This window comes from Rhodopirellula islandica, assembly GCF_001027925.1.
Lineage (GTDB): Bacteria > Planctomycetota > Planctomycetia > Pirellulales > Pirellulaceae > Rhodopirellula > Rhodopirellula islandica.
The window spans coordinates 76852-100109 of sequence record NZ_LECT01000019.1 but is presented as its reverse complement, the minus strand read 5'-3'; the positions used below and the strand labels follow the sequence as shown (position 1 = coordinate 100109).

Below are 23258 nucleotides of genomic sequence, written 5' to 3'. Positions count from 1 at the left end.
GGTCGACTGCTTCGCTGTTTCGACTCAAAACACTCAATTTGCGTGCCCTGCTATCGGATTTCAATGCCGATCGGATGAATGAGTGTCTTCGCGAGATCGAATGACTTTGCCTGCACCAAAACCATGTGGGTCAGCGAGTAAATGAGAAAATCGCACGTGATAAATGAGCACCTCCCATTATTCGGGAAAACTCGGAGCTAGGTTTCAGTCGTGAAGTTGATACCAGTCGGTCGTGTCTGAGAAGGGCGACCACCGTCGGTCGATCGGTTCGAAATGACTTTCGACCATCTTGAATGGTTTGCGGTTGAATCGAAGTTCGTTTCGAAGACTGGTTTGACAGCGCTCGGTGCACAGTTGGATGCAATCAAAATCCTCATGGAGACACGCTCGATGCTCAAGACTCATCTCCCAGAAAGAACAAGACGTCGCGCCGCTGTGGGTGGTCGACTGATGCGGTATTGCAACACGGTTGCCCATGCTCCGCGGATGCCTCGTGTTTTGTGTGTGGATGACGACCCCGATATCCAGGCAGCGATGGAGATCATGTTTCGTCCCTATCGGGTGGAAATGGAGCACGCGCACTATGGCATGGAAGGCATTGTCAAAGTGACACAGTGGAAGCCTGCTTTGATCGTGATGGATCTGGCCATGCCCAACGGAAGCGGAGAGGATTTGCTGGCAGTGTTGAAATTCAATCCGATGCTACGAGACATTCCAGTCATCGTCCTGACTGGTGTTCGAGATGCCGACGCTCAACGCAGAATGCTGCTGCAGGGCGCCTCGTCCTTCCTTCAAAAACCGCTCGATTTCAGGCAGATATTGGATGAAGCGTCTCGTTTCATCGATCTCGACCTACGAGAAAGAGAGTAGGAATCCAGTGTTATCACACCAACCCATTCGCATTCTGCTCTTAGAGGATAACTCGATTGACGCGGAAGCCGTTTCGCGGCAGCTTCGCAAGGCGAGTCCTCACTTCAAGTTCACCTGGGCTGAAACACTCGCCAAGGCGAAGACCGAATTGGGGGAAAATGAGTACGACCTGATCATCGCTGATCTCTCGGTTCCGGATTCGTCAGGGACCCAGACGATTTCAATCTTGAGGGAACAGTGCAGTCAAACGCCCGTCATCGCGTTGACGGGACTCGACGACGAAAAGGTGGAACAAGCGGCGATCAAGGCAGGCGCACAAGACTACATCGTCAAAGGAGAATTGCATGGGCAGGCACTTGCGAGAACCATTTTGCATGCGATTCATCGTCAAGTGGCAGAGAATCAGACTCGGAAATTGGTGAATGAACTCAGAGTCAGCCAGCAGGATCTCAAGGAACAGAAGCAACTGCTGCTAGAAAAGAACAAAAAGCTTGAGAAGTTGTATTCAACGTCTCAGGAAATCGTTGACAACGTCTCGCACGACTTGCGAACACCGTTGACGGTGATCAAAGACTACGTCGCCATCATTCACGATGGACTGGTGGGCGAGATCAACCCAGAACAAACGCAGATGCTCGGGAAAATTCTTGGCCGAGCAGATGATCTCAACGGAATGGTCGATGACCTGCTCGACAAAAGTAAGTTGGAAGCCGGGTTGTTGCAGCTCTCCCGCAGGGCACAGAGTCTCGACTCCATCGTGCAACGCGTTCAGATGCTGGTCGCCAACCGTGCTGCCAGCAAGCAGGTCACGCTCCGATTGATCTCAGAGGACGGGGATATCTCTGTTTACTGCGATGCCGAAAAAATGACTCGGGTGATCACGAACCTCGCAACCAACGCCATCAAATTTGTTCCACAGGGTGGCAACGTCACGTTGCGAACGAAACGATCGACCAATGGCGAGGATGCGGTGGTGGAAGTCGCGGACAATGGACCAGGCATTGAAGCAAGCGAGCTGACGAAAATCTTTGGACGCTTTGAACAAGCCTCTCATCATGGCGCGAAGCAAGCCAGCGGTGTGGGACTCGGGTTGAACATCGCTCAAAAACTGGTGGCTCTGAATTTCGGTCGAATCGATGTGGCTTCCGAAATCGGCAATGGAACCGTGTTTCGGCTGTCGATCCCACTTCCAAACCCTGCCTGCATCGCGGGTAGGATGGCCGAAAGTCGGGCGTCGAAACTGGGACCGGTGAGTTTGATCTCGCTGTGTCTTCCTGAGGCCAAGGACCAACGTCAGTGCGATGACTTCGAGCGATTCATGTGCGGATCGTTCCGCGCCGAAGATCTGCTTTTTCGAAAATCGGACAACCGGTGGTTGCTCTTGTTTTCTGGGAACCGAAGCGATCTGACTTTGTGGTTGCAGCGAACCGAGAGTGACTTTGAGCAAATGAATCGAAATCGTCCTTTTGGGGCGCTACCTGGCTTCACCGCCTCGTTTTTCGATGACGACGGACGCGACGACATTGAGACAGTGAAGAAGCTGTTGCAGCAAGAATGGGATAGGGAGGAAGAGTTCAAGGACGTTGCCGATGAGCCAACGTTCGGAGGCGAGGAGTTGCCTTTGGGAACTCCCTGCGACCTGGTGGCCACGAACGCATCACTAACGGAATGACCGAGGGAATCGAAAGAGATGTCAGTAGTATTGATAGTGGACGATGAACCCGATATTCGCGACTCCGTCAAACGATGGTTGCAGTTTGCGGGGCTGAGGACGCACTTGGCTGTTGACGGCATGGAGTGCCTTCAGCTTGTCAATGATGTGCGTCCTGATTTGATTGTCATGGACGTTCTGATGCCTCGCATGGACGGTCTCACTGCGATCCGTGAATTGCGAGGAGGATCAGAATTGTCAACGACTCCCATCCTGGTCTTGTCGGCCAGTTTGGCGGATGAAAACGAGGCCTACATTGCCGGCGCCAATCGGGTGCTTGCCAAGCCTTATCAGGGGCGACAGTTGATCAACACCGTGAAGGAACTGTTGTCGGACGAACAAAATGTGAGCGATGACCTTGTCTCCAACTCTTAGGATTTAGGATGGACGTCCTGACGAAACGAGATGCCTTTGAGTATCTGTTTGAACTTGCTGGGGAAAGCTGCGGGAACTCGGGGGAAGATCTCAGCTACCTCGATGTTGAGCGTCGCGAGCGAGTGGTGCTTTCGATTGACGATGAAGAAGATATCACCCATGGAATCGCACTGCGGTTGGCGGGCAGTGGCTACGATGTGCGGTCAGCCAAGCATGGGATGGATGGATACCGTATGGCGTTCAGCCTGCACCCAACCGCAATTCTGCTGGATTACAACATGCCGTTCGTCAACGGCGAACAGGTTTTTTTAGGGCTCCGAGAAAACCCCTTGGTTGCGACGATCCCTGTGATTTTGATCTCCGGGAAGGTGGATGATCGGACCGAGGCGAGATTGCTGAAGATGGGTGCGTTTGCGGTTCTTCATAAACCGATCGAGTTCGAACGATTGGTTCTGCTGCTGGATGAAATCAGCGGTGGCGATCCGCGACCGTCCGCGACGAACCGAAAGAATTGAGCGTGTCGTGGGGGGCCTCTCAGGCGAAGAAATTGCTCCAATGTTTCGGTTTTCAGCCGAGACGCTCGGGATTGAGGGGTATATATCCTTGGCTGAATCTTTGAAAAGAGGCAGGTCAAAACGGTGTGAGGTATGTCGTGAAACGTTCATGGCAGCTCATGCACCATCGCTGGGAAGGGCATGAGCCAGCGTCAACTGATTGGCCATTCTTTGGAATGGCTTCTGAACGTGTGATTTGTCAATCGATGACAAAAGACTGTTCTGCTTGGAGCCGGAAGGGCAATTCTGGTGCAGATCGTCGGGAAGTCGGTTTGCGGGTCTCGTGTTCACGTTCTGAGTCGAAACTCTACACGCATTCAGTTGGCAAAGCGGAAGGTTGATGCAATCAGTCTCTTCTTGGAAGAGTCTGCTGACGCGGAAGAGAGGGTGGTGCTTGCACCGCCATTCAATGCGTCAGCGCCGGCGATTCGTTTGGCCGTCATTGTCAGCAACTGATGCACGTGGGGTGACTGATGCAAGAATCAACGGTCTTGGTCGTCGAAGACGACGATGCAATTCGGTATGGAATCGAATTGAGATTGCGAGCGATGGGGTACGCCGTCCATTCTGCAAGCGATGGCAAAGATGCAATCGAGAAGGCTGAAAGGATTCTTCCCAGTCTGATCTGCATGGATGTTCGGATGCCATTGGTCGATGGGATCACCGCGCTTCAGTGGCTCAAATCTCATCCAATCCTCCGGGACACGCCGGTGATCATTCTGTCCGCCTGCCCCACGGACCAATCCGCGGCGATGTCGGCTGGCGCTCGTTACTTCCTGGCAAAACCATTCGCTTCCGAGATGTTCGAAGCGGCTGTCAAGCAAGTGTTGAACCCCAAATCGAAAAGCCAGCTCGAGGGAGCATGCACCGGATGAAAATTCTTGTGATCGAAGATGATGCGGACTACTCGGACATCCTGATGACGTCGCTGGCCAGTTGGGGCCATTCTCCCGTGGCTGCCTTCAATTGGTTTTCTGTGATGCGCACCTTGGAATCGGATTCATTCGATTTGATCGTCACGGACATTGAGACGCCCACCGGGAACGCGCTGAATGCGTTTGATTTTCTCAACCGAGAAGAGAAGGTTCGGTCGATTCCAAAAATAGTGATCACCGGACGAGAAGGGCAGGAAACCCAGAACGCGTGCTTGGCGATTGGGGCCGTGTACATCCACAAGTCCACCAGCAGCATCGCCGACCTGAAGGCAGAGCTCGATTCACTTTCCCTGACTTCTTAACCAGGTCGGCAGAAGTCTTTCGGCATTTGGGATGTTGCGGTAAGCGTTGTTGCTCCCACGTCCAACCGGGGCGAACGCTGGACCGCGAAATGTTTGGTGTTGGCGTTCTGATAGCGAACGCAACTTTTCTTCTGGCCTTTGTCTGTCTTCATCCCGGTAGGGATTTCAGTAGAAGTAGGCCGGATCAAGCCGCCTCGGCGCCGCTCCGGCAGATCATCGAAACCGGCCAGGCAGGAGTGTTTCGGGATTTGAGCCGTTTGGCGGAGCGCCGTGACTGCAGCGTACCCCCGGGAAACGAGCCCCTAAAAAACTCTCCTTCCCGCCGTGGCCGATGGCCACGGCGGGAAGGAGATTGGCGACGGCTACCATCTGATATCCCTAACGGGATGTGAATTTGCGCAACCCTAGTGCGCTAAATACCAAACATTTCGCGGTCCAGGCGAACGCCCAAACGGCTCACCTGATTATGCCCGGTCATTCCCGCCGACCTGCTTAAAAGAAGGTCCACAACTGCGACCGAAACAAGGTGCCGCTTTCTCCAGCGACGTAACCCGTTCGCGATTGTTGTGCAGGCGAGTCATCAATGGATGTCACGTCGAACGTGAATCGTGCGGATCGCTGGTTGAATAGGTGCCAGTTGAATCCTGCCGAAACTTCGTTGCCGCTGCCGTACTCGCCGTTCACCTGAGATGCGCGTGCAAACAGTTCGAGCGTTTGTGGAATCACGAATGCGCCGCCTTGAACGAAGAATCCATGGTCGAACAACGAGGGCAGCATGGTGCCGTTGTCGCCTTCGATGTTGCGGAGCCATCGCAGGAAGACTTCGCTGCTGAAGCTGAAGCCCCGCCGCTTGACTCCGAAGTGCGCTGAGTACAGCCAGATGTCAAAGGCGTTGACGGTCACTCCGGGGGCAATTGCATTGGGTTCGATCAGCCGAGTTCCGTCGCTCAGGCGAATGACGGTTTGTTCGGCCGCGGGATCGGCATTGCTGCTGCTTGAATTTCCGGTTTGAGTCAGCCCCTGCCCCAAGCGAATCGCCAGAGACGGGTGGTTTTCGATGTCCGAGAAACCGCGTCCGAACTCTTCCAACGGTTCCCACCACGAGAGGGCGGAATACGCGAGTTGCGTGTCGAGCTCGGATGCTTGCAGCGAAAGTGTGTTGAAGCCGTTTCCAACCAGCACGTGGTATGAGACGTCGTCGGTCAGTTTGCCTTTGGCCCACATGCCCGCTGTGATGGATGGGCGGAAGAAAGTCGTTGCCATGGTACGGTCGGCGCCCAACGTGTACCGAGAGGTTTCCGTCCATTCCCAGGTTCCTGGCAGTTTGCCAAGTCCCAAGTGGATCGAAAGCCGATCGGACATCCGAAACGAAATCCAACCCAACAGCAACTGAATGGGATTGGACGTGACTGTGCTGTAGTCAATGTTGGAATAGAAACGCAGGTCTTCGTCGAATGCATACCCCGAAAATACCAACCGGCCTCGGTTGATGTTGAAGTCGTTCCGGTTGTTGATCTCACGCACGTTCCCCGCGGAATCAACCGACGTCGCCTCGTCGCGAGCAAACCCCGTGTAGCGAAACTGGTTGTGCAACCCAGCGGTCAGCTCAAACGGTGATGCCTCAGGGTCGCGCGGACGCCAAGTCCAACCGGAGTCGTAAACACCATCGTGCGTGGACGGATCCAGTTGGGAAGGAGGCTGGTACCGCGGTTCTTCCCATGTCGGCAGCGTCAAAGGCGCTCGATTCAATGACTCTGCTTGCAGGGCAGCGACGAGCGTTTCCAATTCGCGAATTCGCGACATGGCGTCGGACAATTCGCTCTGGCCGGCGCCCTCCGCGATTGGCTCGGCAGACAATTGGGTGGAGGCTGACCCGGTGACCAGGTCGTCGGTTTCAGCTCCCGCGATCGGAGCGGTTCCCGGCCCGATGACCGTCAGTGCGAGCACTGAAAACCAGTGGATGGCGGAGTGGTGCCAACGGATACCCATCGAAATGACTTGCCCCAACAAGAAGACGTTGTCTGGGTCATCGTCTTTTCTGCTTGGAAGGGTTACATCAATCACGGAAGATTTGCGGAATTGATCCCGTGATCGACCCAGGCGATCCGTCAGCCTTCGATCACGCTGACACACATCTTCATCAAGATCTTTTGAAGCGTCGTCAGTTCTTTGGCTGTCAGCACCGACATCACATTCTTTTCCATCTTGCGAACATCTGGTTTGATCTTCTTCGTGAGTCGTTTGCCTTTCGCGGTCAACTCAATGATGACCCGAGATCGGTTGGTGGCGTCCACTTCACGCCGGATCAACTCGGCTTCCTGCATCTTGCGCATCAACCGCGAGAGATTGGAGGCGTCGATCCCGAGGTAGGTTGCGATCTCCGAGGGCGAGTTCAAACCTTTGTCCAATTTGAGAAGCAGGTTCGCTTCCATTCCGCTGAGCCCGTGGGGAGCGACCGCTTCGGCCATCGCGGATGACAAACCGCGGGAGGCGATGTGCAATCCACACGCTATTCGCTCTTGATCGCTGACCTCCATGGCGTCGCAACTTGTCAGCATCAAGGCTGGTTTGCCACCGATTTTGGGATTCGTCACTCTTGCCAACCTCCTGAACCTGTCAAAGAAAACCATGGACAATGACAAGTGTTTTGCAGGGCGAACACAAAGTCAATGGCTATTGACCAAGCAGGTGCTGCCACATTCGGACGGATTGGGTTCGCCAGCTCACCCAGTCGCTGCCCGTGCCGATTCCCTCGGACGTGACCTCGTGGTCACCGTCCGCCAAGATCTTGGCAATGATTTGTGCTTGATCGCCCATGTTCCAGTTCTCCGACGGGTTCCGGAACTCATGTCGACTCCATTGCACCAAGATTTGGCAACGGTCGTTGGGCAGTTTGGAAAGCTGTGACACCATCGGGTGCAACATTTCAAAGGCAAACGGAGAATGGCATCCAATCACGCCAATCTGGTCGCTCACCGGGAGAGTCGCCATCAACGCCAGCGTCGCACCGAACCCGCCACTCAGGCTGGCTCGGTCGTCTCGGTTCGCGGAGATTCGGTACTCGCGGTCGATCTTCGGGAGCAATTCCTTGGCGAAGAACTCCGGATAGCCGGATGCTCCTTGCATCGGGTAGAAGCGTTTGTCGATGAACACGACGACGACGGGGCGAATGGCTTTTGAGTGAATCAACTGATCCACAATCGACGCCTGATTGCCGCTGTCCATGGCGGATTTGCCGTCATGCACAAACACGACCGGGTAGTTTTTCTCTGGGGCACCCTGTTCCGTTTCGGCGTACCCAGGTGGCAAGTAGATCGAAAGTCCAACGCTCTCTTTCAGCTCGGCACTGTCCAACTGAGTTTCGACGATCGTTCCCAGCAATTCAGAGTTCGATTCATCCACATCGACCTCCAAGTCGTCGGTGAGGCTGCCCTTGTCAAACCAAGAAAGCTCCAGCGACGAATTCGGCTTTCGGAAGATCGGTTCCATTTCGCCGGCGACCAAGCCGCTGGTGAATCGGCGGTCCGAGGTTGGGTCAATCAGCGGTTGGTAGTCGGCAAAGAAGACGTAAGAAAGTCGCGTTGCCTCGGGAACTTGAACCCCAAAGTAAAACAGGTCGGTTCCCGCAATTCGCTGCATGGCTCGTTCTTGGCGAACACCAAACAGTTCGCTCGCTACGGCAACGTCGTTGTATTTCCCTTGAAGAATGAAGTGAACGAAATCATCTTCGACCAGGGGCAGAGACTTCCCGTGCAAGTACTGATCGATCAAGGATTGTTTGTTGTCAGAGGCCTGCACGCTCTGGATGAACGCGGCGAAATCGGGGCCAAGTTTGGATTCCTCGGTGGCTGCCATTTCAGTTTGCTGACCGGGTAGGAGATCAATTCTCGCGATCGCACCGAGACTTCGCAGGTAGATGGAACGACCGGCGATCGAGGGCAGGGCCCACATCAATCCTTCCGAATCGGTGTCACCAGTCTTGAACACCTGGGTTTGAGCGGCTTCGTGAAAGCCGTCTTCCGTGACATCGCCAACATGCAACGATCCGTCCAAGGTCGCGACCACCAAGCGTCCGGCAACCGTCGCGAGGAAACCATTGCTCGGTGACCGGGTTCTCCAGACCTGATCGCCGGTCTCAGGATCCACGGCGACCAGGAAACGTGACGAGTACGAACACAGCAGCCCACCCGACATCACCGGCACGCAGTACGTGTTGCGAATGGTGCGTCCCGACCAACGCTCCGTTGCGCCGTCGGCATGTAGATTCAAACCTGTTGAGCCGTCACGGCTGTCGTTCAGAAACAGCCCGCCGCCTGGCAGCGGAACTGGCACGACTGCCGCCACCGGTTCACCCGAGGCACCACCGTGAGGCCGGGACCAAATGAGTTCTCCAGTGGCCGGGCGAATTGCAAACAGCGTTGTGTTGCAGGCGACGAGAACGGTGGTTTCGCCCGCTAGTTCCATCGTCACGGCCGATTGAAAGGCGGCTTGGTCCTGTCCCGCTTTCCACACCACTTCGCCCGTCCTCGTATCGAATCCCATCACGGCACCCTCGGGCGATCCGACCGGGATGATCAGCACGTCGTCGTGAACGATGGGGGAAGTTCCAAATCCATAAAAGTTTGGCTCGACAGAATACTCCGTTTTCAAATCATGCTGCCAGACGATGCTCCCGTCCGTCAGGTCATAGGCAGCCAGAATGCCAAACGGCGAGAGATGATACGTCTGAGTGTCATCGGCAGCGGGTGTCGACACGGGACCGTCGAACGATCCGTTCGCTCCCTTCATCACTTTCCCGGTCGGCGTTTTCCAAAGCGTTTCACCTGTCACGGCCGACATGGCGACCACGTATTCTTGGTCAGCGACCATGTCCGCCATTGCTGAGACCAGACGGTCGCCCGACTTCACGACCCCCGAATACCCGCTGCCGATGGGGTGCTTCCAAACCACTTTCAGTTTCAACGGTCCCTCGGCCAGTTCTTGGTCACCGGAGGCCGCAGAACCGTCATACTGTGGTCCTCGGATCGAGGGCCAATCCTGCGCGACGCCCGGAGTTGCCAGCAACCCGAACGCGAGGAGAGCCAAGCAGCAGCAATGAGTGCGGAGTCGATCGGGGGTCATGGAATCTGCCAGTGCATCGGGCGGAGAAGGCTTGAACGCCAACGACCAGTTCCGGAATCCGGCCCAACGGTTGACATGACCAGTGTTGATGGTGCGGCAAGCGATGTCAATGCATTTTTAGTCCTCGCTGGTCCTCTGAGATCCCAGTGAGAAAATGCCCGCCCTCGGCACGTGTGCAGTGACGGTGCCCGTCCAATCCGCTGTTCGTTGCGTGAGAAGGACGCCCGACTTTTGATGGTGTATCTTCATGGGGATGAAATGGGGGGCAACGGCACCTCAGTGCGTCCGGCTCCAGTTCCTTGTCTCCGCAATCCATCCGTCTCCTTGCTCCTTTGCTTTCTCGCGATCAACCATGCTCCACTTCAATCGCTCCCGGCTCCTTCTTCGCTTCTGCTTTGCGATCTTTGTTAGCTCGACGGTTCCCGTGTTCCTGGTAGCCGATGCACCCGTCTCCTCTGGCCAAACGCAGTCCGCCGAGACGGTTTCGAACACACCGGCTGGCCAACTCGAAACGCATCTTGGTACCAAACCTTCCAGCGGGGACTTTCACGGGTTCACTCAACAAGAGTTTGAGCTGGATGGGGTGGCTTGCAAATTGGTCAGCCCCACCACGCCTGCTCCCACGGCACCATGGATTTGGCGAGCTCGTTTCTGGGGGCACGAACCTCAGTTGGATGTCGCGTTGCTGAACCAGGGTTGGCATGTCTGCTTCTGCGACATCGCCGATCTGTTTGGGAACGAAACGGCCGTCCAACGCTGGGATCAGTTTTATGATCTGAGCCAGCAGATTGGTTTGCACCCCCAACCGCTGTTGGAAGGGATGAGTCGCGGCGGGCTGATCGTGATGCGTTGGGCATCCGCTCATCCAAACCAGGTCTGCGGCATCTATGTCGACAACGCGGTGATGGACGTCCGCTCTTGGCCGGGCGGCAAAGGATCGGGCGTCGGGGCTCCCCGAGCGTGGAAGACATGCCTGGATGCGTATCAGATGACGGAAGAACAAACGGAGACGATCGACGACGGACCGCTGCATCGTTTGGATGGACTTGTCAAAGCCGGCGTGCCGATTTTCGCCATGATCAACGAAGCGGACAACGTCGTTCCGCCCAGTGAAAACAGCGACGTGTTGGTCAAAAGCTACCGCGAACTCGGCGGCACGATCCAGGAAATGCGTCGTCCCGGACTGGGGCATCACCCGCACTCGTTGAAGGACCCAGCTCCGCTCGTGAAGTTCGCGGTCGAAGCCATCGCAAAGCAGTGAAGTTCATGACCGGACAGCCTCGAACTCGGTTCTGCGTTGTCAGCAATTCTTCCGACCCAATGTGAAGTCCGTTTTCTTCTGGTCTGTCTTTCAATGTGGATCCATGATTGCCTGCGATCCGATCCGAATGGCACCGATGGTGTTGGTCGCGTCGCCACGACCATTCGTGCGGGCGTGCCAACGATCCTCAATACTCGCCTGGAAGCTGTCGGTCATCTCGCAACAACAGGTTCAAAAACACACCCTGGTCGACGGTGTCGGAGAGCGTTCTCGACGAGCCGTCGCACAGCCCAATGTGCACGGAACTGGAGTGAAAGCTAAACGGCTGGCTCTTGTTGGTGTGATTGATGGATCGATAGGTTCCACAAGTATCGATCGTGGCCTCCCACGCTGAGGTCTTGGTGCAGTCGGTTGCCATGTCGGGGACATTGGGGTTGGCAGAGGTTGATTTACCACGGTTTGAATTGGAAGTGTCCGCCAGCAAGTTGTCTGCCAGGTAGGCTCGCATTTTGACGCCGTCGCCGCCCCCTGCCCAAGTGATGCTGGGGCCACCGGTCACGGCTGCTAACTTGCCTTGCACGAACAGTTCTTGCGAACCAATGCACTCGTAGTACATCAGCGTATGAGAAAGGCCGTCGAGGATGCTTGCCCCTCGCCCGCCTTTGTTGTTCGGATCGCGATTGCGAGATCCAGATGCCGGTGTCATTGCCGTGCTGAATTGCATCTGTGGTTCCCCGTCGCGATAGTAGAGCGGGTGGCCTTCCGGGCGAAGCGCTGGAATCCGCGGGGTGGTGTAGTCGGCGACGCCCATGGACAGTCCGTCGCTGTCAAGAATTGTCCCGGATCCGGTCCGGCTGGGGCATTGAAAGACGGACAGCTGCGTCGCGGCGGCTTCGATCAATTGGTCCTTGTTGCTCCAGTCCGTTGACAGGCTGCCGTTGTAGCCCCACTTGTACTCGGCCGCCGATGGATCGTCGAAATTGGGGTGCTTGGCCGAGTTGAATGTGTCGGCAAGATCTCGTTGCTCGACGAACGGCAAGATTCGCCACAGCGACCCGGTTCGAGAGTACGGGTAGTGCTTGAACGTGTGTTCAAACATGGTCATGCCAAGCACAATCTGTTTGACGTTGTTTTTGCACTGAGTCCGACGTGCCGCTTCCCGAGCAGCCTGCACGGCGGGCAAAAGCAGGCCCACCAAAACGCCGATGATGGCGATCACCACCAGCAGCTCAACCAAAGTGAACCCCGGTTTTTTCCGCTTCGAGAGGCTCGAAAGGGGCGCCAAATGAATGGGCGAATCAGTCATCTTCAATACCATTGCTTCGTACGGGAGGCTTTGAGAAATCTTCGCCACGCAAAAGGTGGCTGGATGTCTGGCTGGCTGTACAAAGTTAGCTGGCTTGACGTAGACGCTACTGAGAGTCAATCGCAATAGCTCGGCAGAGTTTAGCTTTGAAGGATGAAGGCGTCAACTTGCAGCGCTGTTTTCGAGCGACGAGTTTCCAGATTGCGTGCTCTCTCAGCTCCACGGGCTCACGCCCGTGGCAACAACATGTCGTCCCCTGGGGACTGATTCGGATCGTCGTGCCAAGCACGAACCCAACAGCCACGAAGTGGTGACACGATGTAGCCACCGGCGTCAGCCGATGGAAACCTCGAACGCCACAGCCACGAAGTGGCGACAGGTTGTAGCCATCGGCGTCAGCCGATGGAAACCGGAGAAGAACGAACCCACCGAGTCCTGAAGGGACGACAGGTCGCCCGCATGATCCAAGCACCTGTCACCCCTTCGGGGTTTTCTGGTTGCGTGCTGTCTCAGCTCCACGGGCTCATGCCCGTGGCGACAACCTGTCGTCCCGTTGGGACTGGAACGGATCGTCGTGCTGAGCACGAACGCTCGAGCGCAGCAGCCACAAAGTGGCGACAGGTTGTAGCCATCGGCGTCAGCCGATGGAAACTTTCTTGCCGATGTACTGGATCACGGAAGCCAGGCCTGTGTGAAATTTGCCTTCGAGCACATCACGTTCGGTTTCCTGCAACAGAATGGTTTCCAGTCCGACCAATTCTCTCTCGACCTTGCCGCAGGTCAGCAGCAGGTCCGGATCACCGGGCCCGCCGGTGCCGCGACCACGTTGGTTCTCTGAATACGCTTCCAGAATCAGGATGCCGCCGGGCTTCATTGTTTGCGTTAACAACGGGTGAAGCTGCGCTCGAATCGAGCTCGGCAGATGCGCGTAGATCGAGACAACGCCGCCATAAACGTTTGGCTCGGGTGCAAAGTTTTGCAAGTCCGCGACTTCGGTCGTGATGACCACGTTTCTGTCGGCAGCCAACTTGGCGGCTTTGGCAAGCCCCACGCTGGAATTGTCGACCGCGTGAACCCGCAAGCCCTTGGAGGCCAGGTACACGGCGTTGCGGCCCTCGCCTTCGGCTATCGAAAGCACCGGATCCAACAACAGGTCTGCGTGCTGTTTGAGAAACGAGTTTGCTTCCGTGCCGTAAGCAAATTCCGGTGCGGAATAGCGAGCGTTCCAGTCAGGTGGTGACAACGTGTTGCTCCTCGAGTGAGTGGCTGAGCCGCCGCGGCTTTCCAAGCCGAACTTGACGGATCCGCCTTCATGTAATACGGTAGGTTACATGAAGCGAGATGGCAAGCTATCCGGCGTCCTGCACATTTTGTTGCACATGGCGGAGCTGGACGAACCGGTGACTTCGGACGATTTGTCGAAGATCATGGACACGAATCCTGTGGTGGTGCGTCGCCTGATGGCGGGGCTTCGCGAGCAACAGTACGTGCAAAGCGTCAAGGGCCACGGAGGTGGTTGGACTTTGGCGTGCGAGCTGGTCGATCTCACCTTGCTGGACATTTACCAGGCGGTGGGCAGCCCGGGGTTGCTGGCGATGGGCAATCGCACGGAAGCTCCCGGATGTTTGGTGGAGCAATCCGTGAACGCCGCACTGGGCAAGACGTTTGACGAAGCCGAGCAACTGCTGCTCCGGCGGTTGGGGGAAGTCACGCTCGCCTCGCTGAGTGCCGATTGCCACCATCGCCTCGAAGCGAAAGGCATTTCCCTCAAAGCCAAACGGAACCGACATGGGCTCCAAAGCTGATTTTCTCGAAGCGGCATTTCACGCCCCGGAAGCGGTCGCGAAATACGTGGATTCGCCACCGATCGCCGTTCCGGGGTTCGCGGACATGCAGCGGATGGCGGCGTTGTTGCTGGCCGAGCAGGTGCAGAGCCATAGCCGTCTCTTGATCGTTGGAGCCGGCGGTGGACTCGAGTTGAAAGTGTTCGCCGAAGCGGAACCGAGCTGGGAATTTGATGGCGTGGACCCATCCTCGGCAATGCTGCAACTTGCCGAGCAAACGCTGGGGCCGCTTGCCTCGCGAGTCAGGCTACACGAGGGCAAGGTCGATGCTGCGCCGGAGGGTCCGTTTGATGCGGCCACGTGCATTTTGACCATGCATTTTGCAGACCTGGAAGAGCGAAAACAGATGTTGACCGCCATTCGTCAGCGGCTCAAGCCACACGCACCGTTCATCGTGGTGCACCTGAGTTTCCCTCAAACCGATGGTGCGCGCGAGCGGTGGCTTTCCCGGTACGCAGCCTACATGGTTCGCCCCACCGTTGATGCCGAAAAGGCATCGCAGATCCGAAAGGCTGTGGAGGCCAATCTCACCATTCTCGACCCCCAGCGAGACGAAGCGTTGTTGCAAGAGGCGGGGTTCACGAACGTTGAGCTGTTTTACGCCGGGTTCGCTTTCCGAGGCTGGGTGTCTTACGCATAAAAGCACGTCCGCAGGAGACCGGTTTTTTGTAGTGGACGACGCAAGGAGTCCCCGTCACCTCGTCCACTACTTAAAAACAGTGTGTGCGTCAAAGGACCAACGGCGTTCTCGTGAAAACATGGGGGCCGTATTTCAGTCGAACCAGTTGACTGGCAAACTGGCAAATCACCGGTGCACGCGGATACGTTTTGAAAACTGGCGCTGCCTTGTGGTCTGGGCTTTCGGTACTCTGGGGAACGATCGGCGTCCTGTCTTGTTCGGTCAATCCCCTGAAACCCCGAGTCCTGCATCGTGTTCTTTCAACCGAAAGCGAACCTGCCCGATTCCGCGAAGTCGCGGATTGAATTTTGCTTGCAGCAGATCGCTGAATGTGTTGGCTTGGAACGCTTCTCACTTCCTGTGGTGAGTCGCAAAGCGATCTTCGACCTCTATGAAGTTGAGCGGAATCCGCAACACGTGATCGCGTTTGTCGGAAAACACCTCGGGCATGATGTCAATGGAATCCAGGTTCGCAATGCCCTCCCGCAAGCTCAGAGTGCAGGCGGTGGCTGTTGCGGTGGTGGGTCTTGCGATGGTCCCAGCGGACTGGCTGGTCGCTATGAACCGTCGGACCGCAGCGTCATGCTGGATCAGACGATCGACAGCGATCCGGCGATGGGGCTTGCCACGCTGATCAATGCCGTCGTCTGCGATTTGCTTTCGCAAAACAACTTTGCCGGAGCTCATTTGCCTGAACAAGTTGACCTTGCCGTCGTCGGGACGGGACTGGGCATGATTCGCAACGGCATCAGTCTGGTTGCCAAGCACCCCGTTCACTGGGATTCGACGCAGTGGGACGTTTTCCCGCGACCTTTTCTCGACGGCCAATCACTTGCCTACGCCAACGCAATCGCAGCCTGGGCGCGTGACGACGCGGCTTCCGAGTGGATGAACGATTTACCTAGCGACGTCAAAAGACCGACGCGGAAATCGTTTAAGTTCCTGCGGAAGACAAACGATTCCTTCTTTCAACCACGAACAAAACAGTTTCTGTTGACGCAGTCCCAAAGCGAATGGTGGAAGCTGGCAACCGAGTCATCGGCATCCAGTCAGGTGATCGCGATTCGACACTTGAATTCGGATGGCAAGCTGGATGACCAGCAAGAATCGTTGTTGATAGACAAACTGGGGTCGGCAAACGTCGCGATCACCTTGAATGCGATCTCGGCGATTGAACGGATGGGACCCCAGCAACCAGCGATTGGCTGCGAGTCCATGGTTCGTGAACTTCGTTCTCTGACGGATCATCGCAACGACGAAGTCTGCGCAAAAAGCATGTGCGTTCTGGCAAAGCTAGGCGGGCTGGATGAAGCGACGGTGGAGACGGCAGCAACGATGCTGGATGCCCATCAAAAGCACCTCACTTTCGCCGGCCTGTATGCTTTGTGCATGCAGGATTCTGTTCCGGAGGAGGTCGTGCCGGCGCTGGACCGATGTTTCGTTCGCGTGTTGCGAGCGTGTGACTATGAGCTCATCGATTTGATCGCCACAGCGTACCGGCGCTGGCTTGATGCTCCTCAATCGCACATGGAGGAATTGTTCCAGAACAGCCCCGAGCATCTGCCCATTGCATTGGAAACGCTGCAGAAGGTCTCTGAACCCCGCATGCCACTGCGTCGAGGAGCGTGACGAATCATTCGCTCTTCGCAACTGCGCGGGAGCAGCACTGAGGCTCTGGCGGAGAGCGAATCCACCGAGTCCTGGAAGGACGATCGGTCGCTCGCGAAGTTCAAACACCTGTCACCCCGTTCGGGGGTTCCTGCTTGCCTGTTGTCTCGGCTCCACGGGCTCATGCCCGTGGCGACAACCTATCGTCCCGTTGGGACTAGTACGGATGGTCGTGCCGAGCAAAATCACACGAACGCAACAGCCACGAAGTGGCGACAGGATGTAGCCATCGGCGTCAGCCGATGAGAACCTGGAACGCAACAGCCACAAAGTGGCGACAGGTTGTAGCCATCGGCGTCAGCCGATGGAAACTGGCAAAGAACGAATCCACCGAGTCCCGAAGGGACGGCAGGTTGCACGCATGCTCCAAACCCCTGTCACCCCGTTCGGGGTTTCCTGCTTGCCTGTTGTCTCGGCTCCACGGGCTCATGGCCGTGGCGACAACCTATCGTCCCGCTGGGACTGGTACGGATGGTCGTGCCGAGCACAATCACACGAACGCAACAGCCACGAAGTGGCGACAGGATGTAGCCATCGGCGTCAGCCGATGGGAACCGAATGAAAAATACCCCCGACAGGGGTCGAACAAGGCCGTATTTCTCGGGAAAAAGTAGGCTCTGCAGCGAAGTCGGGACAGAAAGCGGGACAGGTTAAAAAGCCTCGTCGAGCTTTGACCTGGCTTCTTCATCGGCGGCATACCCGCCCATCAATTGCCGGCACGCACTCTGGCGTGATTTCGGTTGCCGCATCACGCGGCGACTTCTTCCGGCGTGTCTCGTCTCTCAGTTGTCTGCATCCCTTTTGATGCGACCTCGTGCGTCCCTCGGATCTTCGAAGGGCGCACGTCTGTCTTCGTTCTCGCACACGGCAAGGCGTTCGTCCAACGCCGATTCAACCATACAAATTGAAAGCAACTCACATGTCAAAATCAACTCTCCTCAAACGACGTCGTCAGGTTTCGTTGTCGTGTCCACGTCCAATCAAGGGAAGCGTCCTCGGGGACTTCCGGATCGTGCCGACTTGCTTGCACTCGCGACTACCCCGTCGTTCATCCTCCTGACCGGGGCGACGACTGATCCAGCTATCCTGGTACCCTCGAAGCTTGGCCGCCGAGCTACGAAGACAACGAAGAGTAGTCGTCACCCACAAGGGAAATCACGCCACGGTTGCAATGGACAATCAAATGCAGCCGTTTTTTATATGCGATTTTGATCAATAAACGCATCAGACTTTGTTCTCTCAAAGGTCCTATTTGGAACCTCGCTTGCAATCCAAGATCACGCTGAGTTCAAGATCGTGTTATCGCTGTAGTGCGACAGAGAATGTGATGGACTGATTCCAGAGATGGCTTTCGTTCCGTGCGACCGCTGGTGCGCCTGGCCCAACGAGTGCTCCGCCTCCGATTTGGCTAGCGTTCAAGTTGGGATCAATTTGCTCGGCAGCTCGAAACGTTTTTGGAAGCAAGAGAAATGAGTACCCGACATCGAACCGTAGTCCACTCAGAACTTCTCTACCGAGCGAGAACCGAAACTCCGGCAAGACGGTGAAGACTGACGAGGTGTCTTGGCCAATGTTGGTCGGTTGTGCAAGCAACCCGCCGTCGACGAATGTAGGATCAAGCCCTGGGATCTGAGTTCGTGTTGTTCCGGCGGTTGAAACCGTTCTTTCCATGCTTCCAAGAGCCAGTGAAGGCTGGAAGACGAGGTCCCAGCGATTCAACTGCTTTTCAATTTCAAGTCGAAGGTTCACACCGTGGAATTGATTTTTGGCTTCGAACGAATCGTTTACCCGGAAGGTGGTCCCCAGCGGGACGACGCCTCCAAGATCGATTGATTCAAGGTCTTCTTGCACACCGAGACTGTCTTCGAATTGGATGAATCGGTAGCCGGTGAAGATTGAGATTCGAGTATCCTTATCCTCGCTGAAAACTGAAGATGCACCAATCTCGAAACCAAAGAGACGGCTCTCTGTCTCGACCGAGATCGCACCCTCCAACACGTTTGGAAACGCAACCAGTTCGGAATCATTCAAGCCGGTTTGAGCGGACACATACGGACGTGCCAAAATTGGCTGACCGCTAGAGAATTGACGGAACGGATCGCCAGCATCTCCCACATAGAGCCCTTCGCCGTAGAAATTCCAACGATCGGAAATCGGCCGTCCGATGGAAAGCCGAACGCCGTTTCGCATCTCGCTATTTGGCGAATCGTTTCCGTACAACACCTCGGTAGTTGGATTGCCAATCACGCCCGCTTCGGACCTTAGCGACGCTGGATCACTCGTCGTTACTAAGGCGGGCGAGTCAGCTCCATTCGTCCACCACATTAGGTACTGTCCCTGTACGCTCCACCGGCTCGCAGTCCCAGTATAAGTTTCAAAGTCGAGGCATGCGTCGCAGGGCGTACTGTCGCAGTCGCTTGCTTGTGAGGTGTTGACAGCCAATGCGACCGCGATGAATAGCAGCGGTAAGGTTCTGGTCACATTGAACATGGCAGCATCAAACGTTAGTGGTACTCGGCCTACCCCAAACCCATCGACGCGTTGCAACCGTTTAAATCAGAACAACCGAAACGAGCATCAAACTCGGCCCGGATTGCCTAGTCGCCCCAGGTGACCGGCTCTTCCGGCGATCTGTTCCCACCAGAAAGATCGGGCTGGGAAACTCAAATCTCATCTCGCGTTTCGGCCAAACAGCTGTTTTCTTGCTGTTTCAGAGCCAAAACCGTCAAATCGATGCCTGTTTTCGAGCCTGTCCGCGGATAAACTAGGGGGGTCCGGTAGAGGGGGCATGCTCGCGTAGCTCGGCTTTCTTGCTTGACTTGCATCCATGAGTTTTGCCAAGGGAAGCCGGTTACGGCACAAATATGTTTGAACGAATCAGGCACCGCCTCCAAAGTCAGCGTCGATCGAATCCGAAGAGTCGAGGCGGCAAAACTCAGAGTCAGCTACACAAAACGCTTCGGGCTGAAAATTTGGAGAAGCGTTTACTGCTTGCAGCTGCCATCTGGGATGGTGGTGGCACGAGTTCGTCATGGCACGAACGAGAGAATTGGCAAGGCGACGTTGTCCCTGCGCCAGGCGACAGCGTCACCATCGGCGACCCCGATATTGTTGTTTCGGTCACTCAGTCGGTTGACGTCCTCAGCCTCAACTCAATTGCCGGATTGACGGTCGAGGAGGGCGGGCAGTTGGCCGTTTCGGTTGGCGACAGTCTGATAACTGGAGCCTTGGTAATCGACCAAGGAGGAATACTTTTTGTGTTGGGGGATGGTGCGACGTTTGCCGCGGTCGGTTCGGCATCAATCTCAGGAACAATAGCCGCGCTCGGCGGTTCAATGACGATTCCCAACGCCACCGAACTATCGGACGCCAGAATTACAGCTGCAGGCAGTATTCGTTTTGATGGTGTCACGTCAATCAGCGGAACAAGTTTAGCTGCCGGTTTGGGTGGGTCTATTGATATTCCAAACGCAACAACTGTGAGTGGTGGTTCGATTGAGATTCTTGGCGGTCGAGTTCAACTCGATCGTGTTGAAACTGTTTCTGAAACAATCTTGGAAATCGATGACGGAAACGTAAGCCTCAACAGCGCGGTATCTATGACGGATTCGACTGTGAGACTTTTCGGTGTCGATTCGATTCTGTCGACAGACTCACTAAACTCGGCGGACAACACGCAATTTTTTTTACAGGACGGAGCTCAATATACGAGCCCATCGACTCTTACGTTTTACACAGCGTCGGCTGATCACGAGTTCGATGAGCAAAGAGTACTCTTTTCTGTCGAAGGAGAGAATTCGATACTGAATCTGTCGTCGATTGTCTCGATTGATTCAAGATTCAGTGGCCCCGGTTCAATCGGGCAGATCGTTCAATCAGGTGCTGGAGGCGTTCTTGATCTCAGCGGCTTAGAGGTTTTGACGGCGGGAGGTGCTGGCCCAGACGGAGGAGGGCAACTTGAGATTCACACTCTGGATGGTGGCTCGATCGATTTGTCGAGTCTGACCGAGTACACCGGTTCAGGATCCGGCATTGTCCTTGACAACCGGGAGGGCGGCATCACGATTGCTAACACCGGCGTGACCGCCCGCGACACCGAAATTGTCGTTGGAGATACGACTGATCTGGTTTTGGAAACTCTGACGCTCGAGGCGGGCGGAAGTCTCTACGGCGACGGGCGACTTTTTGGCACGGTGATTAACAAACGAGGCATCGTCGGATCTGAATCACCGTCTGACGTGTTGACAATCTCAGGCAATTACATTCAGGCGATGGAGGGAACGTTTCGCAGCACTGTCGTCAATAGTCCGACTGCAGACAGTGCAAATCGCCTCATCGTTGGCGGGACGGCATCGCTGGATGGTGCTGCGATAATCGAAGGATTTGATGGCCCAATCCCTGCGGTCGGTATGCCATTTGACTTGCTGGTTGCTACCCAACTCGATGGGCAATTTACTTACGTTACGTCACCATCCATCCCGAGACGAGCGTTTGAGCCAGGCTATGCCAGTGATGCTTTCAGACTCGTCACCTTAGTTGTCGCTGATCAAAATGTTGGTTCAGGATTTTCTCAGCCTTTACCTAGCTTTATTGGTGATGGCGTATCGATTTCTGTTTTCAACGGGATTGGTGGCGGAGTTGAAGCTGGGAGCGGAGTTCCGTTTCCCGAATCCGTGACTTCACTGGTACCAACAGGCACGACACTGAGTCCAGTGATTGATTTCCCAGCCCCCGGAAGCACCATCGTTGTCGGCAACGACTTCAACGCATTTTTTGGAACGACGACGATTCCGCCGGAACAGCTGACCAGTGCGGTGGCTCAAAATTTTACCCTGCGAAGCGACTTCTTCCTGGCCGTTTCGTCCGAGCTAGACATCGAGCCAAGCACGCCCGAGATCGAGATCGAAATTGGTGTCCGCAGCGACGACGGCTTCCATCTCGCGATTGGCAGGAACTTTACTGGTTCTGCTGGCGATCGCCCGTTCTCAGAATCAAATTATCTCGTCTCATTCGCGGAGCCGGGCCTCTATCCCGTTGAGTTGTTGTTTGCCGCCAATGTGTTTGGTGCGAGCGGGCTTGAATTTGTCTGGCACACGGCGACCTCGAACGGCATGGTGGTTGTTCCTCGCGAGGCTCTCTACATCCGCCCTCCAGAAGGCGACCAGCTGATAACATTTGAGGAGCTGCCCGTCGCGACGATCATTTCCGATCAGTTTATTGATCAGGGCATTCGGTTTTCAACATTGTCGGGGAATCTGAAAATTTTAGCCGGGCGGGAGGAAGACTTTCTTCCTGTCTCACCTGTACAAGTATTTGGAGACTCATCGCTAACTGGCGGAGATGCCGCATCTGTTTCGCTTACCTTCGTACAACAGGATCAGGTTTCGCCGGCCGTCACCGACTATCTCAGCTTCTACGTAATTGACGCCGAATCCGTCGGGGCACGCGTGCAAGCTTTTAACGCAGAAGGAGAGATTCTCTTTGAGCAGACCGTCAACGCCGGCGGCAGGTCGCAACAGTTCGTCGAAATACGGATTCCGAATATTGCAGAAGTACGCATCGACCTCGGCGATGCGACAGATCGAAGCGCAATTGATCAGCTTCGCTTCACCACTCCGCGTGCTCCTGCGGTTGATCTCGCAGTCAACACTATTGAGGCACCGGTCACCGCTGCCCCTGGTCAGATCGCAACCGTCACTTGGACGACATCAAATCTCGGTGATTTGGCAATTGATGAGGAGATTGTTGAGCGTCTTTACCTGTCACCAGACAGTCGGTTTGCAAATGCGATCTTAGTTGGTGAGGTTGCGTTCAACGCGAGTTTAACATCAGGGCAAAGCATTGAGCGTAGTGCCGCAGTGACGCTTCCGTTTAATGGACCGACATCCGCAGGAGACCTGTTCTGGTTCGTGTCGACCGACGCAGGACTTCAAATTGATGAAAGTAGCGAGATCAACAACGTTCAGGTTTCGACAGCAACAACCTCGCTCTCTCGAGTGCTCGAACTGACGCTCGATCGGGAAACCATAGCTGAATACAACGCAAACCCCGCCGCAGTCGGAACCCTGCATCGCTCAGGACCGCTCGACAGCGAGGAAGTCGTCTCGCTCACGTCGAGCGACGCGACCGCCATTTCCGTTCCAGCGATAGTGGTCTTCCCCGTTGGTCAAAGCCGAGTGACCTTCCCGATCGAGGCTATCGTTGATGGAGTAGCTGAGGAAGATCAGGCCGTTGAGTTGTTGGCGACTATGGCTGGAGTAACTGCCACCTCAACGATTCAAGTCTTGGATTTCGAGAGCCGCACTTTTCCGAACCTGCAGGTTTCAGATGTCACTTTCACATCAAGTCAACGTCCAGTTTCGTATGGCGAAGCCATCAACTTTACATGGACAATCACGAATGAAGGGGCAGCCGAAGCGACAGGCACGAGGATCGACTCAGTAACACTTCTAAATGAAAATGGAAGCTCTTATTATCTTGGCGAGTTCCCCTCGATTCTAGGACTGGCTGCAGGCGCAAGTACAACCGTCTCGAGAACACTCGTTTTATCAAAACCAATTGCTTCCCAAATTGAGGGAGAGTTTCAAGTAGTCATTGAGACGGATGCACGAGCGGCAATTGATGAGGGGCTG

The 23258-nt window shown here is 55.5% G+C and carries 16 protein-coding genes; 10 read left to right on the top strand and 6 right to left on the bottom strand.

Features of this window, described 5'->3' with window-relative positions:
• The first annotated feature begins 390 nt into the window (after nucleotides 1-390).
• The 6 genes from RISK_RS29425 (at nucleotide 391) to RISK_RS10580 (ending at nucleotide 4747) form a co-directional block, all read left to right on the top strand.
• Nucleotides 391-870 carry a response regulator gene (locus tag RISK_RS29425; protein WP_160311429.1) on the top strand — a complete coding sequence of 160 codons (480 nt, stop codon included), beginning with the start codon at nucleotides 391-393 and terminating at the stop codon, nucleotides 868-870.
• 7 nt (nucleotides 871-877) lie between these two features.
• Complete coding sequence (locus RISK_RS10600) at nucleotides 878-2542, top strand: ATP-binding response regulator (protein ID WP_236696199.1); 1665 nt, start codon at nucleotides 878-880, stop codon at nucleotides 2540-2542.
• 18 nt (nucleotides 2543-2560) lie between these two features.
• On the top strand, nucleotides 2561-2956 hold the full coding sequence (locus RISK_RS10595) for a response regulator (protein ID WP_047814260.1): 396 nt from the start codon (nucleotides 2561-2563) through the stop codon (nucleotides 2954-2956).
• Nucleotides 2957-2964: 8 nt separating this feature from the next.
• Nucleotides 2965-3471 carry a response regulator gene (locus RISK_RS10590; RefSeq protein WP_083434901.1) on the top strand — a complete coding sequence of 169 codons (507 nt, stop codon included), beginning with the start codon at nucleotides 2965-2967 and terminating at the stop codon, nucleotides 3469-3471.
• A gap of 512 nt (nucleotides 3472-3983) precedes the next feature.
• Nucleotides 3984-4385: a response regulator gene (locus RISK_RS10585; RefSeq protein ID WP_047814259.1), complete on the top strand. Its 402-nt coding sequence runs from the start codon at nucleotides 3984-3986 to the stop codon at nucleotides 4383-4385.
• Nucleotides 4382-4747 (top strand): response regulator, encoded by a 366-nt coding sequence (locus RISK_RS10580; protein WP_236696198.1) that lies wholly within the window; start codon nucleotides 4382-4384, stop codon nucleotides 4745-4747. Before RISK_RS10585 ends, RISK_RS10580 begins: the two co-directional genes overlap by 4 nt.
• A gap of 492 nt (nucleotides 4748-5239) precedes the next feature.
• On the opposite strand, the gene RISK_RS10575 is transcribed toward RISK_RS10580, so the two are convergent.
• The 3 genes from RISK_RS10575 to RISK_RS10565 all read right to left on the bottom strand — a co-directional run bounded on the left by RISK_RS10575 (nucleotide 5240) and on the right by RISK_RS10565 (nucleotide 9910).
• Nucleotides 5240-6811, bottom strand: a complete 1572-nt coding sequence (locus tag RISK_RS10575; protein ID WP_047814292.1) for a porin family protein — start codon at nucleotides 6809-6811, stop codon at nucleotides 5240-5242.
• Between the two features lie 44 nt (nucleotides 6812-6855).
• Nucleotides 6856-7341 carry a MarR family winged helix-turn-helix transcriptional regulator gene (locus tag RISK_RS10570; protein WP_047814257.1) on the bottom strand — a complete coding sequence of 162 codons (486 nt, stop codon included), beginning with the start codon at nucleotides 7339-7341 and terminating at the stop codon, nucleotides 6856-6858.
• A 79-nt stretch (nucleotides 7342-7420) separates the two neighbouring features.
• A complete protein-coding gene (locus tag RISK_RS10565) occupies nucleotides 7421-9910 on the bottom strand; it encodes an outer membrane protein assembly factor BamB family protein (RefSeq protein ID WP_047814256.1) in 2490 nt (829 codons plus the stop codon).
• Nucleotides 9911-10220: 310 nt separating this feature from the next.
• On the opposite strand from RISK_RS10565, the gene RISK_RS10560 reads away from it, so the two are divergent.
• The gene (locus RISK_RS10560) at nucleotides 10221-11129 is read left to right on the top strand and encodes an alpha/beta fold hydrolase (protein ID WP_047814255.1); all 909 of its coding nucleotides are present in this window, start codon (nucleotides 10221-10223) and stop codon (nucleotides 11127-11129) included.
• Between the two features lie 187 nt (nucleotides 11130-11316).
• Here the strand turns inward: RISK_RS10560 and RISK_RS10555 are convergent, their stop codons facing one another.
• Complete coding sequence (locus RISK_RS10555; RefSeq protein ID WP_047814291.1) at nucleotides 11317-12435, bottom strand: DUF1559 domain-containing protein; 1119 nt, start codon at nucleotides 12433-12435, stop codon at nucleotides 11317-11319.
• A gap of 637 nt (nucleotides 12436-13072) precedes the next feature.
• A complete protein-coding gene (locus RISK_RS10550) occupies nucleotides 13073-13678 on the bottom strand; it encodes a class I SAM-dependent methyltransferase (RefSeq protein WP_047814290.1) in 606 nt (201 codons plus the stop codon).
• A gap of 88 nt (nucleotides 13679-13766) precedes the next feature.
• Between RISK_RS10550 and RISK_RS10545 the strand changes: the two genes are divergently transcribed.
• The 3 genes from RISK_RS10545 (at nucleotide 13767) to RISK_RS10535 (ending at nucleotide 16587) form a co-directional block, all read left to right on the top strand.
• Nucleotides 13767-14240 carry an Rrf2 family transcriptional regulator gene (locus RISK_RS10545; RefSeq protein ID WP_047814254.1) on the top strand — a complete coding sequence of 158 codons (474 nt, stop codon included), beginning with the start codon at nucleotides 13767-13769 and terminating at the stop codon, nucleotides 14238-14240.
• Nucleotides 14224-14919: a class I SAM-dependent methyltransferase gene (locus RISK_RS10540; protein ID WP_047814253.1), complete on the top strand. Its 696-nt coding sequence runs from the start codon at nucleotides 14224-14226 to the stop codon at nucleotides 14917-14919. Before RISK_RS10545 ends, RISK_RS10540 begins: the two co-directional genes overlap by 17 nt.
• Nucleotides 14920-15210: 291 nt before the next feature.
• Entirely contained in the window at nucleotides 15211-16587 is a 1377-nt protein-coding gene (locus RISK_RS10535; protein ID WP_047814252.1) for a hypothetical protein, read from the top strand.
• Between the two features lie 1338 nt (nucleotides 16588-17925).
• On the opposite strand, the gene RISK_RS10530 is transcribed toward RISK_RS10535, so the two are convergent.
• A complete protein-coding gene (locus tag RISK_RS10530; RefSeq protein ID WP_150122548.1) occupies nucleotides 17926-19173 on the bottom strand; it encodes a BBP7 family outer membrane beta-barrel protein in 1248 nt (415 codons plus the stop codon).
• Nucleotides 19174-23258 lie beyond the last annotated feature (4085 nt).